Source organism: Microcoleus asticus IPMA8 (assembly GCF_013179805.1).
In the GTDB taxonomy this organism is placed as follows: domain Bacteria; phylum Cyanobacteriota; class Cyanobacteriia; order Cyanobacteriales; family Microcoleaceae; genus Microcoleus; species Microcoleus asticus.
The window spans coordinates 15,488-30,708 of the sequence record NZ_SRRZ01000092.1; the positions used below are offsets into that span (position 1 = coordinate 15,488).

General features: G+C 41.0%; 14 protein-coding genes. 12 read left to right on the forward strand and 2 right to left on the reverse strand.

Annotation, left to right across the window (positions count from 1 at the left end; all coding sequences use genetic code 11):
* Entirely contained in the window at positions 1-858 is an 858-nt protein-coding gene (locus tag E5S67_RS22025) for a sulfurtransferase (protein WP_172190510.1), read from the forward strand.
* Between the two features lie 117 nt (positions 859-975).
* On the opposite strand, the gene E5S67_RS22030 is transcribed toward E5S67_RS22025, so the two are convergent.
* Positions 976-1,323 (reverse strand): hypothetical protein, encoded by a 348-nt coding sequence (locus tag E5S67_RS22030; protein WP_172190511.1) that lies wholly within the window; start codon positions 1,321-1,323, stop codon positions 976-978.
* 241 nt (positions 1,324-1,564) lie between these two features.
* Here E5S67_RS22030 and cdf31 point away from each other — a divergent pair, with 241 nt between their 5' ends.
* The gene (gene cdf31, locus E5S67_RS22035) at positions 1,565-2,524 is read left to right on the forward strand and encodes a CDF family zinc efflux transporter Cdf31 (RefSeq protein WP_172190512.1); all 960 of its coding nucleotides are present in this window, start codon (positions 1,565-1,567) and stop codon (positions 2,522-2,524) included.
* Positions 2,525-2,728: 204 nt separating this feature from the next.
* On the opposite strand, the gene E5S67_RS22040 is transcribed toward cdf31, so the two are convergent.
* Positions 2,729-4,150 carry a TIGR03985 family CRISPR-associated protein gene (locus E5S67_RS22040; protein WP_172190513.1) on the reverse strand — a complete coding sequence of 474 codons (1,422 nt, stop codon included), beginning with the start codon at positions 4,148-4,150 and terminating at the stop codon, positions 2,729-2,731.
* A 103-nt stretch (positions 4,151-4,253) separates the two neighbouring features.
* Here E5S67_RS22040 and E5S67_RS22045 point away from each other — a divergent pair, with 103 nt between their 5' ends.
* From E5S67_RS22045 to csx2, 10 genes are read left to right on the forward strand one after another with little or no spacing between them, the layout of a single operon-like run.
* A complete protein-coding gene (locus E5S67_RS22045; protein ID WP_172190514.1) occupies positions 4,254-4,559 on the forward strand; it encodes a CRISPR-associated protein Csx3 in 306 nt (101 codons plus the stop codon).
* 32 nt (positions 4,560-4,591) lie between these two features.
* The gene (gene cas10, locus E5S67_RS22050; protein ID WP_172190515.1) at positions 4,592-6,901 is read left to right on the forward strand and encodes a type III-A CRISPR-associated protein Cas10/Csm1; all 2,310 of its coding nucleotides are present in this window, start codon (positions 4,592-4,594) and stop codon (positions 6,899-6,901) included.
* Positions 6,885-7,379, forward strand: coding sequence for a type III-A CRISPR-associated protein Csm2 (gene csm2, locus E5S67_RS22055; protein ID WP_246276917.1), 495 nt, complete (start codon positions 6,885-6,887; stop codon positions 7,377-7,379). The genes cas10 and csm2 overlap by 17 nt, the downstream gene beginning before the upstream one ends.
* Before the next feature lie 2 nt (positions 7,380-7,381).
* A complete protein-coding gene (csm3, locus tag E5S67_RS22060; protein ID WP_172190516.1) occupies positions 7,382-8,377 on the forward strand; it encodes a type III-A CRISPR-associated RAMP protein Csm3 in 996 nt (331 codons plus the stop codon).
* On the forward strand, positions 8,374-9,441 hold the full coding sequence (gene csm4, locus E5S67_RS22065; protein ID WP_172190517.1) for a type III-A CRISPR-associated RAMP protein Csm4: 1,068 nt from the start codon (positions 8,374-8,376) through the stop codon (positions 9,439-9,441). The genes csm3 and csm4 overlap by 4 nt, the downstream gene beginning before the upstream one ends.
* A gap of 5 nt (positions 9,442-9,446) precedes the next feature.
* Positions 9,447-10,733, forward strand: coding sequence for a type III-A CRISPR-associated RAMP protein Csm5 (gene csm5, locus E5S67_RS22070; RefSeq protein WP_172190518.1), 1,287 nt, complete (start codon positions 9,447-9,449; stop codon positions 10,731-10,733).
* Between the two features lie 60 nt (positions 10,734-10,793).
* Positions 10,794-12,221, forward strand: a complete 1,428-nt coding sequence (locus tag E5S67_RS22075; RefSeq protein WP_172190519.1) for an AAA family ATPase — start codon at positions 10,794-10,796, stop codon at positions 12,219-12,221.
* 14 nt (positions 12,222-12,235) lie between these two features.
* A complete protein-coding gene (locus E5S67_RS22080; protein WP_172190520.1) occupies positions 12,236-13,276 on the forward strand; it encodes a DUF4435 domain-containing protein in 1,041 nt (346 codons plus the stop codon).
* A gap of 32 nt (positions 13,277-13,308) precedes the next feature.
* Positions 13,309-14,076: a CRISPR system precrRNA processing endoribonuclease RAMP protein Cas6 gene (gene cas6 / locus E5S67_RS22085; RefSeq protein ID WP_172190521.1), complete on the forward strand. Its 768-nt coding sequence runs from the start codon at positions 13,309-13,311 to the stop codon at positions 14,074-14,076.
* Positions 14,077-14,085: 9 nt separating this feature from the next.
* Complete coding sequence (gene csx2 / locus E5S67_RS22090) at positions 14,086-15,198, forward strand: TIGR02221 family CRISPR-associated protein (protein ID WP_172190522.1); 1,113 nt, start codon at positions 14,086-14,088, stop codon at positions 15,196-15,198.
* The last annotated feature ends 23 nt before the right edge of the window (positions 15,199-15,221 follow it).

Genomic DNA, 15,221 nt, shown 5'->3' on the forward strand with positions numbered 1-15,221 from the left:
ATGTCTAATTTACTGTGTAATTTAGCAAATAACTGGATAGTAAATGCAGATTTAGGTAAGCAATTACTGGAACAAAAAGCTACTCTGCTCGATGCTCGCGTACCTATTTTAAAATGGTTTTGCCGTCTCCCGCCAGCTATTCCCGTAACTTGGCAGGAATTTTCGCGATCGGACTTTCCCCACAAGGGAAAAATTATCGAAAATAACACAGTGTTAACTCAAAAACTGCAAGCAATTGGTATTTGTCAAGACAAACCTGTCATAGTCGTTGCCGATTCCGTGAAAGGGTGGGGCGAAGACGGGCGAATTGTTTGGATGTTGCGGACTTTGGGACACGAAAAAGCAGTTTTTGTCGATGGAGGATATAGGGCTTTAATCAAAGCGGGAATTAATCGAATAAAAGCTGCAAACAATCCACCGAAAACAGGAGATTTTGTAATATCTCGGCGCTCGACTTGGGAAATTCAGCGGGATGAATTGAAAGCTATTTTAGGCAATGATAATTTAGCAGTTATTGACGCCAGAGAGCGGCGAGAATATGCAGGTAAAACGCCTTACGGAGAACAGCGGGGCGGCCACATTCGTGGTGCGGTTCACCTCTACTACAAACAGTTGATGGACAAACAAGGACAACTGCTGAGTCGTGGCGAGATTGTTGCTATTTTGCAGCAAAAAGGAGTTTCGCAGTCAACTCAAATTGTGAGTTATTGTAGTGGGGGAATTCGCTCTGCATGGTTGACTTGTGCCTTGACAGATGTGGGATTTTGTGCTAAGAATTATGCAGGTTCAATGTGGGAATGGTCGGCGTCGCCTGCAGATAGCTATCCCCTTTCAATCAGTCTTTCAGGGGCGGGCTAGAAGCCCACCCCACAAGAAAATTTAATGTTTGTGGAACAGGCCGGAAAGCCTGTTCTTGAGAATGGCATCTGAACTCAGATTCAACCTATTAACTACAAACGATCGAGGTTGAGAATTTCAACCGACTTGTTCGATATACTGAGCGAGATCGTCGCGCAGGCGGCTGAGTTCGGCTTCGGTGGTCACGCGCACGCGATCGTCCCTAACCGTAATCAGCACTTTCGCAGCAAAAGGAGTTGGCCAGATATTCGGGTTGCAGAAAACCTCCACAAAGACATCTCCTGCATAGCGATATTCCATGGGTTTTTGGGGAGAAGCTTTAGCGCCAGCGGTTTTGGCTGCTACAGCTTTCAAGCTTTCCATCAAAGCTGCAATTTCGTTTTGCAAATCCCGCGCGGCTTGCGGGGAAAAGCTAAAGGAGACAGAACCTTCGACTAAATTCAGTGTCAGCGGAGAAAGAGACATGGGCAATGCAATTTAACATACAATTGTTAATGATAAAATATACAATAACCTAAAAGAAGTACCTGCCAGCTAAATTGGGCTGCGAAACTGCTATTAATTAAAATTTATCTCAAGAAGCTAGCCTAAATTAATGAAGATAAATCTAGTCGCAAGCTAGATTACGCAATACTTTTAACCTGTTATGACTTGATAAGCTTTAAACTAGAAACCAGAAAACTTGACGGCCGATCGAGGAGATTTTATGGTTGCCGATAACCGTTCCGAAGTCCGCAAGGTTTTAATAATTACCTTATTGCTAAACTTGCTGGTGATGGCAATTAAAGCAGGGGTGGGATTGCTGACTGGTTCCCTAAGTTTGCTGGCAGATGCTTTGCACAGTGTCACGGACAGCGCTAATAATATTTTAGGATTGGTAACTAATCATTATGCCAACCCGCAGCCCGATCGCGATCATCCCTACGGGCACCAAAAATTTGATGCTCTCGGAGCTCTGGGAATTGCTGCTTTCCTGGGAATTGCCTGTTTTGAAATTCTCAGCGGTGCTGTCGAAAGGCTGATTAACGGGGGTAAAGTTGTCAAAATATACCCAAATGAATTGTGGATTTTGCTGATTGTACTGGGGATTAATATTTTTGTCACTTTTTACGAGCGCAGAGTTGGCAAACGTCTTGGTAGTGCGATTTTAGTGGCTGACGCTCAGCACACCATGAGCGATGTTTGGGTGACAATTATGGTCATCGGCGGGTTGATTGGTGTTTGGCAAGGGCAGGTTTGGAATATACCTCAACTGCAATTCCTGGATGTGTTTTTGTCTTTTCCTGTGGCTGTTTTGGTATTTAGCAGCGGTTGGAAGGTTTTAAGGGAAAATCTGCCTTGGTTGGTGGATGAAATGGCGATCGCACCGGAAGTTATTCACGCGATCGCGATCGATGTACCGGGGGTTGTCAACTGTCACTCGATCGCCTCCCGTGGCGTTGTAGGGCGTCAAGTATTTATTGAGATGCACATGATTGTGGATGCTGTCGATGTAGAAACAGCTCACCGGATTACAGAAGAAGTAGAAGCCCGTTTGGAAGAACGTTTCAGCCCTGTACGCATCTTAATTCACGTTGAGCCGCCAGCTTACGAGTCCGACCAAATTAGCTACGATTCTGAAGAAAAGGAAGAAGGAAAGAGGAAGCACGAAGGAGGAAAAATGTAGGCTGTATCTCCAGCAAACAGCAGGTTGAGGGATGAAGGATGAAGGCGGTTTTTGCGATCGCAATTCCTCCAATTTTTTAAATGCTATCAAGGGAATTAGAGCGATCGCACTTAATTTAGTTGCTGTTTTCCACAGGAAAAGGGGGGTTTTCCACAGAAATCGGCAAGTTTTCCACAATAGCTTTGATAATTATCGAGCAAAAGACTATTGGTACAAGTTCCGAGTTTTTTTGATTTCTACGGCCATTTTCTGTCGCAAGTCCCAAGGTAGCAGAATTTCGACTTCTGAACCTAAAGCGCGCAACCACCTCAGCGGGTAGTAGTCTGTCTCTCGGTAAGTGACTTGGTAGTAAGCATCGTCGGTTGGGCGAGACTGGAGGATTTGTAAAAGTGCCGATCGATGTTCTGGGTTGGGAGTATATTGTTTGATTAATGTGGCGGCGCGATCGTACTCTATGGCGGTACAGGTATGGTGAATGCTGATTCCCTGCATATAACTTTGATGAAAAGTGCGATCGAACCGCAATACCATCAGCGCAGTTTCTTTATAAAAATCGCAGCCCCAAGCTTCCTTTAACATATCGTTAACTGTTTTGGGAGTTGGCAGGTTATTTTCTTGATATTTTTCCTTGAGTAATTGGGGAACCCGAGAATCTTGCCAATCCAATGATTCTAGACGTTTTGAAATAATGCGATCGAGCCGATATTTGTACCAATTAATTTCACCTCTGGGGGTGCTGCCGTAGGCACACAAATATTTAGCTCGATCCATAAAGTAAATACAAACAGGATAAACAACGCACTCTTTAATCTGATCTAGATGAGCGCTGCGATAAGTTAATAGCAAAGGAGCGATATTTTGAGAATCCCACATTTCCTGCAATTCGCTCTGAAATTGATCGACAGCATCTTGCATGGGACTAGATTCGGGTACGAGATAATCAACATACAAAAAGACGCGGTGATTATCTTCATCAACTACCTCTTCGGAAAATTGGTCGGCTAATAAAGGCAAACTTGGGTCGAGAAAACTAAACATCCCCAAAGTAGCAGCGAGATAAGCCTGTGTTTTTGGAGTCAAATTGTTGTCTGTATTGGGGTTTTCTGTTTGACTGGAAATTGGCGGTATTGTGTCAACTCGGCGGTAGTTTTTACTTCTACCCGTCACGCTAGTTAACCGTTGCAGCAAATGCCGACTTACCAATAAATCGAAGTCATTTTGCAGCGATTTTCGCACCTGAGCGAATAACTTTTCTGCTAAGAGCTTGTCTAAATCAGCATCGGCAATAGCTATTTGTTTTCGCAAAGAATGCCGCCACTGGTTTACAGATATATTCCATTTTGTCAACCACTGTTGCGTTGTTTTGTTGCAAGCACAATTCGGGTCTGAATAGTTAAGAATATCTTCCTGCTTTTCATCTTTGTAATTTTTGCCAAAGAAAGCTTCGCGCCAATCAGCATAGGTAAAGGGGCTGCTAAGGGCAATATATCCCTCGTCGCTGTACAGCCAACTTACCAAAACCCATAACCTGATGGCGCGGGTGAGATTTTGCATTTGGTCGAGACTTCCGTTGGCGAAATCCTCTAGCAGTCTGGGGTGTGGCGGATTGCAAAATGTTGGGTTCATGGTTGGTTGAGGGATTTAAATTGTGTTTTATAGCGTAAGGGCGATCGGAAGGGGGTGTTTCCGATAGTATGCAATAATCCGGGAGATCGAGTGGGAATAGCTGATGACTACTTACAAGATTGAACTTCAGGGTGAAGTGTTAAAAATTGGATTTGGAAAAGCTGCTCAAAACGACCAAATTGTGCGAGATGCGGCGGCTCGTTTGGCAGAAATGAGCAATTCTGGGGAATTGTCGGGAGGGCGGCTAATTAAAATTAATGGGCCGGCATCTGTACCTGTAGCTTGTGTTTTGGTTCACAAAGTTTCTCATCTTTACGGTGCAGTTGGAGTTTTCGATCCCAAATTGGGAAAATATGTAATTGCTATTACTCACAATACTGAGTATAATTTGGGTGACTTAGTTGATTGATAGTTTGCTAGGTAATTGAGGAAATTTTAGATATGACATCACAAGAAGTTGCTCTCCAAGTTATCCAGCAAGCTATCTGCGCTTTAGCAGATTGGGCTGAGGCTATGTTACCCGATGGATGTCTGTTTTTTAATGAACATCCAGCCGTGACTAAAGCGAAAGAATTATTGTTATGGGAAAAGCTAAAAATAAGTTACTTGGCGTTGCTATTTGATGATGTCAAGTTTCCAGATAGCAAACACAGAGATTTTAAATCCCACTATTATCCGGCAGTGGCGATCGACGCTAGTGATAATTCTTACCCGTCGATTCCTTATCCATTGACCAACCCTCCAGATTTAGAAAAATATAAAGAAAATGTCAAAAGAGAGTTAGAAAATCTTCGGGAACAAGACTGGCAAAACTTATCACTCCTAACTCTGATTTTAGAGAAGTACGCTTCTTGTCTCAGTTTTGGCGAGCGGAATATTGCTTTGATAGATATGGTGCGATCGACTGCTGCGGTAGCATCTGCTTTGGTTGACAATCCTGATGCAACTGATCTCGGTTTAATTGCCGGGGATTTATCGGGAATCCAAAAGTTTATTTACACCATTGCTTCTGACGGTGCGCTGAAATCTCTCCGCGCTCGGAGTTTTTATCTGGAATTAGTCACAGAAGAAATTGTTCAGCAGCTTCTGGAAGAGTTAAAGTTACCTCGTACTAATGTCATTTATGCGGGTGGTGGCAATTTATATTTGCTAGCCTCTGCGACTCAAGACACAAAACTTGTTTTAAACAAAGTCCAGAAAGAATTCAACAAATGGTTGCTAGGAAACTTTCAGGGCAAAGTCTTTTTGGCTCTCGACTACACTACATTTCCCGTTATAGATGTCAATCAAAAAAACTTTGCTAATCACTGGTCAACAGTTACGAAAAAACTTACTCCCCAGAAATCTCGGAAGTTTGCTGATGAGATAAACTATTTGATCCGTCGGCGTCGTAGCTATGACAAGTGCCAAGTTTGTCATCGAGATGATGTGAAGAAGTTAGAAAAGTTAAATACCGAGCGACCTGATTCGGTACAGGCTTGTTCAACTTGTCGCCGGATGTTTCGCTTGGGTGGTAAACTATTTAAAGTTGAGGCTATTGTGCGACAAGAAAAAAAGCACCCACCTCAGCAAAAAGTCTCAAGTGCTTTTAGGATTTCATTTCCTAAAGCTTACTATTATCTTCTACCTGAGCGGGGACAGATCAATGAAGTTAAGGGGGAGAAAAATGTTTTTTTTATCAACAATTGGAATATTCAAGAATATCGAGATGCTGAAACTCAAAATATAGTTGCGTTACTTTTAGGAAATTATGGTCAGCTCAGCCAAGAAGAATCGGGTTTCATCCGAGCCGGTGAAATGGCAGAGAAAGCTAAGGGGATTTCTAGAGTTGGCTATTTGCGGATGGATGTAGATAGACTGGGGAGAATTTTTGCTGAGGGTTTGGCTGAAAATCAAACGTTGCCCAGATTGGCTGGACTTTCTCGCCAAATGAGTTACTTCTTTAAAGTCTATCTCAACAGTTTGGCAGAAAACCGTCTAGCTAATCTCCCCGATAGGGTTCTTGTTTTAAACAAAGAAGTACGACAGAATTTATTGTTTATTTATGCAGGAGGTGATGATTTATTTGTCAGCGGTGCATGGAATGAAATAGTTGATTTTGCTTTTGATGTCTATCAAAGTTTTCGCGCTTATACAGGGAATAACCCAGATATTACCTTGTCGGGTGGCATTAGTATCGAAAAAGAAAAATTTCCACTATATCAAGCTGCAAAGTTAGCAGAAAAAGCGGAGGATGCTGCTAAAGATAATGGTCGCGATAGTTTCGGGTTGTTTGATGACAAAGTGTTCAAATGGAGCGAGTGGTTGGGAGCAAGAGATATTAAACTAGCAGATATAGAAGAGATTGACTCTAAAACTCAAGAACATTTGGGAACAGAGGGAACGCTGAGTTTATTTGGTATCTTGCCTTTTGTCGAAAAGTTCCTAGCTCAATTAGAGGAAAGCTACTCTCGCAGTTTTGTACGGAATCTTTTACTCACATCTCAAATGCAAGAGCAAATGATTGAGGAGATACAAACTAAAAGGAGAAAAGTTGATTATGAAAATGAGGAGAAAGATATTCAATATTATTTGCACCTACCTCAAATAGCTTACACCATAGCGCGATTGCCTGAAGACGTTCGGAAAAGTGATGAATTTAAACCTGTACGAAAATCTCTGATGAGTCCGTACAATGCACCTTATTTCGGGGCGATCGCAACTTGGATTGAACTACTAAACCGCGCTAAAAACGATGACAAACTCACCTAATAGACCCATCGCCAGACAGGAACAGAGATCGCTTCAGGGGCAACAAACTCATTTGACTGCTGACCAACAAATGATCCAAACTATCCGCAGTTTAAAGGATGGCCAGTTGCGAAATTACGAAATTCGCCAATTGGTTAAGGAGGCAGAGTTATTAGGTACATATCTCAAGGAGCAAGGATTAAAAACTAACCAAATTCGCAAGTTTTTGGATGCTGTTAAACGTCTGAAAGTCAAAATTGCTCAAGATAAAGAAGAGAGTTTTTCTGTCATTGAGGATGAGCTGTTTTTACTAAAGCCAAAGTTAGCTTATGCTGCAATTCGGCAACAAGATCGTGGCAGCAATCCTGTTAAGCCACTGAGCGACGTGATTTCAGAAGCGATCGACAAAGTTAAAGATTCACCAGATTTCTATCGCCTGGTTCAATTAATTGAATCTATCATTGCTTACCATAAAGCGGCCGGAGGAAAAGATAATTAATCATGCTACAACACAAACAACTACTCGGTAAATTTCGCCTGGAAAGCACCTTGCTATTAGAGACAGGAATGCACATTGGTGGTGGTGGAGAAAAACTCGACATCGGCGGTCTAGATAAAGCCGTTGTCCGTGACCCTATTACCCAGTTTCCATACCTTCCCGGTTCTTCAATTAAAGGCAAATTGCGCTCTATTTTGGAGCGGTTTCACAATAAACCTTTGAATCGAGGTGGAGGGAGCAATACTTATCGTTATGAAAGCGACGATCTGGTGGATGGATACAGTGAAATTAACCAACAGCCGATTTGTTATCAAGGTGCGCTGACTTGTCCTATTAGTCGGTTGTTTGGCTCTACTGGCGGCTCTAATTTTTGGGTTGAAACTTCACGGGCACAAGCCGAAGGTTTGGAGCGAGTAGAAAGCAACGGTAGTTTTGTTACTCGCCCTATAAATGGTGTGGTACACAGCCTGGTGAAAAAAGGTCGCAATTCTCCGGCACGGTTAATTGTACGCGATTGTCATCTCATCGATGCATCTGCCGAGCAACTTAAGCGAGTAGACACCGGACTTTACATGACTGAGTGGAAATTTGAGAACGGTATCGATCGCGTAACTGCTGCTGCCAATCCCCGCCAAGTCGAACGAGTTCCCAGAGGTGCAAAATTCAAGTTTGAGTTAGTTTATACTGTCGAAGCTGATGGCGATCGCGCCGATAATGTCACTCAAGCTATAGAGGATTTGCAGAATATCGCGATCGGGCTTTCCCTCCTCGAAGATGATGCTTTGGGGGGACACGGATCGCGGGGTTACGGCCAAGTCCGGTTTGAAAAATTCAAGTGTTTCTGGCGCGACTTGGAGCAATATCGGCGGATAACAGAAGATGGTGTTGACTTTCGATCTCCTATCCTGGAACCAGATGATACATCAGCACTTCTCAAAAACTTTGGCACGTTGAGTGACAGGATTCAACAAAAGAATTTGCCAGGAGAAACAAAATGAGCGTCTGGAAACTTGTGCGACTGCAATTTTTGGGGACTGCACACTTCGGAGAATTAGGTATTGGGATTGAGGAAACTAGCGAACGGGTGCGATCGGATACGCTATTTAGTGCGTTGATTGCGGTGTATGCTCGAATGTTTGGATCTCAGGCAGTTTCCGAATTGTTGCAACAGTTTTGCGAGCGGGAAAACCAGCCACCATTTTGCATCAGTTCTACTTTTATCTATCAGCAAATAGAAGATAAAATTACCTACTATTTGCCGAGACCGCTCCGATTTCCGTGGAATTACCCAGATGAAGATTTGAATTTTTTTAAGACTTACAAGAAGAAACTCAATTACTTGCCTTTGGAAATTTGGCAGCGGTGGTATCAGGGCGAAGGGTTTGCAGATAGCGACGAACTCATTACTTATACTAATGATGGCAAAAGTCAGGGAAACTTAAATCAAGCGAGAGCATTTGCTTACGGAACCTGTTACAAAAAGAGACCGCTGCCCAAAGTCGCGATAGACAGAGTAACTAGAGCAACTAACTTTTATCACACAGGCATCGTACAATTTCAACAAGGTAGCCAAAGCCATTCAGGCTTATATTTTATCATCCACTTTCCCTCCGTCAATAAAACCTTGGAACATCAGCTACAAGCTGTCTTGAAGTGGCTGGGAGATGAAGGTTTAGGTGGCGAACGTTCTAGCGGAAGCGGACAGTTTAAAGCTAAGTGGGATTCTTTATCTCCGACTTGGCAACAAGTAGTAGATTTTAAGGACAACAGTTACTACACTCTTATGAGTTTGTTTTGGACAAATGACGAACAAAAACTGAACGAGGCGATCGCAGATGAAAAGGCAAGTTATGAAATTATAGAAAGAGGCGGTTGGGTATCCTCTTCTCCTTCTGGGTATCAGTTACGTCGCAAGTCAATTAGAATGTTTGCTGAAGGTTCGGTTTTTTCCTCGGAACCGCTCGGCAAACTAGCTGATGTAACCCCGTTAGGATTTACGAATCATCCAATTTATCGCAGCGGCATTAGTTTGAGTCTTCCTATCAAAGTCAAGAGTGAATAAATATTATGACTGCGACTTCTCACCTTGCCATCAAAAAACCTGAAGCTTCCGAATCAAAGCGGATTCAGCTAACAAGTCCTATTTTACATATCGGCTCAGAAGTCTCGCGCTTGAATCCTTTTGAATATGTCCAGACATCTAAAAGGGTTTATCTCCCAGATCGGGAAGCTTTAGCAAAAGTGCTGTATCAAGGGGGTCGATTGGACGATTATATTCGTACTATTGAAGAGCGCAAAAATATTACTAAATTGCTTGAAGATGTCTTGGGCGATCAATGGTGGAATGCTAAAGGTGAAGATGGCGATCGCATTTTTCCTGAAATTGCCGTCAGTCATAAATGGACTGAAAATCCGGTGACTGATTTGCGTCCGATGATTCGCAACGGCATGGGACAATTGTATGTTCCCGGTTCGTCGATTAAAGGGGCAATTAGAACTGCGATCGCCTACCACCTCCTCAAACATGAAAACAAATATCAACTACCAAAATCTGCCAGCCTTAGTGTCATAGAAATCCAATTACGAGAAAAACTTGGTAGAGGGGAAGTCGCAAATAAACACAAACAAAAATTTTTAGATGATGAACTATTCATGGATAGTTTATTCACTAATTTTGAACTCTCATATCAAGGGCGATTGGTCAAAAGCAAAATTGGGCCTAACACGGACTTCATGCGAGCCATTAAAGTCACCGATTCTCAGCCTTTGCTAGAATTCAAAAAAGTCACTAAGCAAGGAAAAAATGTATTTTTTAACTTACCTATAGTTGCTGAAGTCATTGTCTCCAGCCGCTTTCCAGATTATAAAGCCAAATATCGCGCTTCCATTTATGCGGAAATGGTTCGCAACGTGCAGACTGAATTCACCCTGAGTTTGGATACAGAAATGCTGCAATGGTTCACTCATAGCGAAGGGATGAAAATACCGTTTAAAAATCTGGATGAATTGCTGAAAATTTGTCGAGATTTCGCTCAAGAGCAATGGGATGCTGAACACGATTATTGGGAGGATATCAAAAATAATCTCTCTCAAGGTAAAGACTTAAATTTTAGCTATATTCAGGAACTATACGAACCGACTGAGTGCCCTTATAGCTTAAGGGTTGGTTGGGCAAGCGGAATGTTGGGAACAACAATTGCTCTGTGTTTAGACGATCGCCTGACAGCAGAAATTCGCGATACTTGCGGAATCAAAGCACCGGGTTTTGAAGCACCAAAATCGCGGCGGACTGTTGTAGCTGCTAATGGCGAGATCAAATATGTACCTGGATGGGTAAAGTTTAAGTCATGCTAATTCTTTCTACCTGGACATTAATCAACTATCAAAAATAAAATTTCATTTAGGAGAGCTAAAATGCCGAAATTCATCAAAAGCATTCAAGCGATTGGAATTCATGGAAGGTTTGATATCCAACAAAGCTTTGACCCAGGAGTTAATATATTGTATGGAAAAAATGGAGCCGGAAAAACCACTCTCCTCCATATTATTGCCAATGCTGTTAATGGAGATTATCCGCGCTTTCTGTACCTAGATTTTGTTCGTATAGGAATCCATATGGATGATGGCACTACTGTCGAGATTGAAACGAAAGAACCAAATGAGGAGGACTCAGATATAGAAATAACTGTCAAAGAAAATGGTGAAAGACGAGGTAAAAAATTCCGCCGATCACAAGGAGAAGATATTATTGAAACTTATACTATTGATTACAATCCAATAATTAAAGTAGCTTATTTTCCCGCTTTTAGAAGTATGATAGAGGCGTGGACATCAGTAAAAGAAGAAGATTTAATCAGATATTACCTCAATAAAAGTTTATTACAAACAGAGCATTTAAGTAATAAAATGCAATACCAAGCTACACATTTTTCACGTAGATTGTTTGGACAATTTGTACCACAATTGAATTATCCATCGCCCTTGGAAATAGAGCAGAAACTGATTGAGGAAACTAGAGAAGCTATACTAACTGTAGCCAAAGTAGATCGAGATTTACTGTCACAAAGCTTTGTGGAAATACTTACTGCTTTTTCATCTTTAGAAAGCAATAGTTCGTTAGAGCCAGAGGAAATTCTCCAACAAATTCAATCTCTTTCTGAAAAAATCCTGAGCCATCCGCTGCAAGATTCAATGTTTGCTTCAGAGATGAAGTCAAAGATTAGCGAAATTGTAAATTTTGAGCGAGCTAAGGATTCCGAATCAAAGAAATTTATTGCAATGATTCTGAGTGTATATCAAGAGTCACTCAAAAAAATAAGTGACATCCAAGAAAAATCATTTGAGTCAATAGATCAATACTTAGCTTCAGTCAATGAGTTTTTAGAAGAGAAAGAACTAAAAGTTAGCATACAGGATAGAACATCTAGTCAACCTTCGGTTAGATTAATGTTTGACAATGATACTTCAAGTAGTATTTACACATTATCATCGGGTGAACGTCAAATTATTACTTTATTATATGCAGCTACACATATGAGCCAGCAAAATTTAGTTCTGATTGATGAACCTGAGATATCCCTTCACGTTGATTGGCAAAGACAGCTACTCAAAAAAATGTCCGACCAGCTAGGAAATCGACAAATTATTGCTTGTACTCACTCCCCAGTGATTCCAGCAGATTATGAAGACAACTTTGTGGAGTTGAATTTAATACCAACTGACAGAAGTTCCTGGTATACCGATCCCGAGCCTGATGAGTATACAAATCAAGATACAAGTACAGATAAAGATGCTTATCTAGATAAAGATGAGCTGGCATATGATCGAGATGCATTTAATTAATAGGAGATACTATTTTGAAGGGTCAGAGTCGTCCAATTTATACACCTGAAACATACCAAAACTACCTCAAAATTAGTAATGGTAAACATTTATTAGTTGAAGGCAAGAATGATAAGGAGTTTTTCAATCTTTTAATATATGAACTCAACAAAATCAATAAAACTAGGTCAAGGCCCAAAGTTCTTATTGATTCTGTTTGCGAAATTAAAGTTGAGGGTATTTCAGGAAATCGTGCCCAAGTAGAATTCATTTGCCAAATGATAGAGAGTAAATCGTTGGCTGATAAATGCCTTGCTAATAAATTAGTTGGATTTGTCGATCGCGAATTTAGAGAATTTGAATACGATCCTGTTTTCAGAGATAACCGACCAGAACACGTAGTCCAAGGTCGTCTAGTTTGGTCTAGGGGACATTCTATCGAAAACTACTTTTTCGATAGTTCTATTCTCGAAGATCTACTGATATCTATTTCTAGTAATAATTTAAACCTTGAGTTGTTTTATACTGCTTTAGAAAAATTTCAGTCTGTTATAAATGCAACTATTCGTTTAGCGTGTGCTGTAAGTCTAGCTGCTAAGGAATGTGGAAAAATAGACAAGATAAAGGATCGTCGGATTGAATGGGAATTTATCACAATTAACAACCAAGAGGAAAATATGTCACGCAATGTTATTTTTAATTTTGAACAATGGATAAATCATCTTGTTGACAATAAAAAAGATAGAAATAAAGTTATCATAGAAAAAGATGAGGTAAATAGTCTATATAATTCATACAAAAGTTGGAATCAAAAAATTAAAAATGTTGATTTATCCCTTGTGAAATGGCTATGTCACGGTCACATTAGTATGGAATTGATTCGTTCGGTGTACTCTCGTTGTGTATATGATTCTGCAGTCGATAATCAATTGGACAAACCGGAGGCTGAAGTAAGTAAGACCGAAACACATAATAACGGTCACAGATTTAAAGCTTGTGCTACTTCTTGGTCAAAAAAAGCCATCAGTAATCAATGTGAATACCCGATCGAAGTTCTTAAATTACTTGGTTTTTGATTTGTATAATATAATTAAAATGGTGAATTTAAATGCTAATTCGTTCTACCTGGACATTAACTGTATCCGAACCCGCTGTTTTGCCGCGCGCTTACCATTTAGAATTGGTGAAGGAGTTGCATCGCCGATTAGACTTAGAAGTCGGGAGTGAGGCTGTAGCTTCTGTAAGTTTTTCAGGAATTCAGGGTTTCTACCAAGTTTCAAAAGATTTTCAGACCTTTACACCAGATGAGTTTTATACCTTGTCTTTGTCTGGCTTGCAGGAAAATGCTGCAAAAGCGATCGCCTCCCTGAATCTCTCACCATCTCTCGAGTTTCTAGGTGCTAAATTTGATATAATTAATCGAGAAGATGAAATCACCAGCTACGAACAACTTTACACAGAACTTGTAGCCAATGAACCCGAACCCATCCGCCGCTTAGACCTTAAATTTACAACTCCGACTGCTTTCGCACAAGGTTCGGCGCACTTAGCTTTACCCGTTCCCAATCTAATGTTTCGCAGTTGGTTAGAAAGGTGGAATCACTTTGCTCCTGTTTATTTGGGGAGTGATGAATTAATCGCTTATTTGAGTCAGGCTGTTTTATTGAAACACCACAAGATTCAAACGCGATCGCACCAGTTGCCGAGAGGATATGTAAACGGGTTTGTTGGCCAAGTAACGCTGCAAATTCCTTACCGCACTGATGCTTTGCTGGCTAATGTTGCTAATTTGTTGGTTCAATACAGCCATTATGCAGGTACGGGAATTAAAACCCGTTTAGGAATGGGTCAAACAAATGTAAAACAAGATATTTAAGGAGTAAATATGAAAATAATTTCCTTCCTCGGTTTGAGCAAATATGAAGAAACTACCTATCTCAGTCCGATAGGTTCTGAGAAAGTTACTACACCTTTTTTTCAGGAAGCCTTAGTTGAGTTTTATCACCCAGAAACTCTATATGTATTGCTGACTCAAACAGTAGAAACATTTATTCCAAGAGGAGCAAGCGAATCTAACTGGGAAGCGCTACAAAAACGCTTGCAGGGCAAGGTAAGCCTGCAACCAATCAAAAATATTCCCGAACGCAACAGTCCCGAAGATGTCTGGTCGATATTTCAACAGGTGACAAACTGTTTGCAGGATGGAGATAGCGTAATATTTGACATTACTCATAGTTTTCGCTCAGTGCCTGTTGTTGCTTTAATTGCTGTTAGCTATCTGCGCGTAGTTCGTAAAGTAAAAATTGAGGGACTTCTCTACGGTGCATTTGAGGCTAAAAATAAGGAAACTAATGAAACTCCTACTTTCGATCTCTTACCTATTGTCAGTTTATTGGAATGGACAACTGCAACTGACCAATTTATTAAAACGGGAAATGGAGAAGCTTTAGCTAGTTTACTGCATAGTAGTAATTCGACAACAGAAAATTTAGCAGCAAGTATCAAAGGGATTGCTCAAGGTTTACAATTGTTACGGCCAATGGATGTAATGAGGGAATCGGCTTTGTTGCCCGATCGAATTAAAGAAGCCACACCTATTGTTTCTCAATCTGTTCCCCCCTTTGAATCATTACTAGAGCGCGTAGAGAAAGATTACGGTAAGTTTGGTTTGGCCAACCCAGAAGATTACACCACGAATTCTAAGTTTTCTTTGATTCGACAACTGAAGATGATCGAGTGGTATGCCGAAAAAGGTCAAACGGTGCAAGCTTTATCTTTGGCGCGAGAATGGTTGCCTTCAGTGCTATGCTATCACTTTGAACTCGATCCTCTTGATAAACCTAATAGAGATGAAATGGAATTGCTGTTAGCAGGTGGTACTCGTAAAGGATCAGATGGCGTTCCTGATAGAAAATCGACTTACTTAAACCCAGAAGTGTTGAATGATAGGAAAAGATTGCTAAAGTTGGCAGAGCAATGTATAATTGTAGACTTATAAATTATTAATAATCAACTAAAATG

Excerpts from the sequence above, each read along its gene's own strand:
- E5S67_RS22030 (WP_172190511.1), bottom strand. The coding sequence starts at position 1,323 with ATGTCTCTTTCTCCGCTGACACTGAATTTAGTCGAAGGTTCTGTCTCC.
- cas6 (WP_172190521.1), top strand. The coding sequence starts at position 13,309 with ATGCTAATTCGTTCTACCTGGACATTAACTGTATCCGAACCCGCTGTT.
- cas10 (WP_172190515.1), top strand. The coding sequence starts at position 4,592 with ATGACATCACAAGAAGTTGCTCTCCAAGTTATCCAGCAAGCTATCTGC.
- csm2 (WP_246276917.1), top strand. The coding sequence starts at position 6,885 with ATGACAAACTCACCTAATAGACCCATCGCCAGACAGGAACAGAGATCG.
- E5S67_RS22025 (WP_172190510.1), top strand. The coding sequence starts at position 1 with ATGTCTAATTTACTGTGTAATTTAGCAAATAACTGGATAGTAAATGCA.
- csm5 (WP_172190518.1), top strand. The coding sequence starts at position 9,447 with ATGACTGCGACTTCTCACCTTGCCATCAAAAAACCTGAAGCTTCCGAA.
- E5S67_RS22075 (WP_172190519.1), top strand. The coding sequence starts at position 10,794 with ATGCCGAAATTCATCAAAAGCATTCAAGCGATTGGAATTCATGGAAGG.
- E5S67_RS22045 (WP_172190514.1), top strand. The coding sequence starts at position 4,254 with ATGACTACTTACAAGATTGAACTTCAGGGTGAAGTGTTAAAAATTGGA.
- E5S67_RS22040 (WP_172190513.1), bottom strand. The coding sequence starts at position 4,150 with ATGAACCCAACATTTTGCAATCCGCCACACCCCAGACTGCTAGAGGAT.
- csm4 (WP_172190517.1), top strand. The coding sequence starts at position 8,374 with ATGAGCGTCTGGAAACTTGTGCGACTGCAATTTTTGGGGACTGCACAC.
- csm3 (WP_172190516.1), top strand. The coding sequence starts at position 7,382 with ATGCTACAACACAAACAACTACTCGGTAAATTTCGCCTGGAAAGCACC.
- cdf31 (WP_172190512.1), top strand. The coding sequence starts at position 1,565 with ATGGTTGCCGATAACCGTTCCGAAGTCCGCAAGGTTTTAATAATTACC.
- csx2 (WP_172190522.1), top strand. The coding sequence starts at position 14,086 with ATGAAAATAATTTCCTTCCTCGGTTTGAGCAAATATGAAGAAACTACC.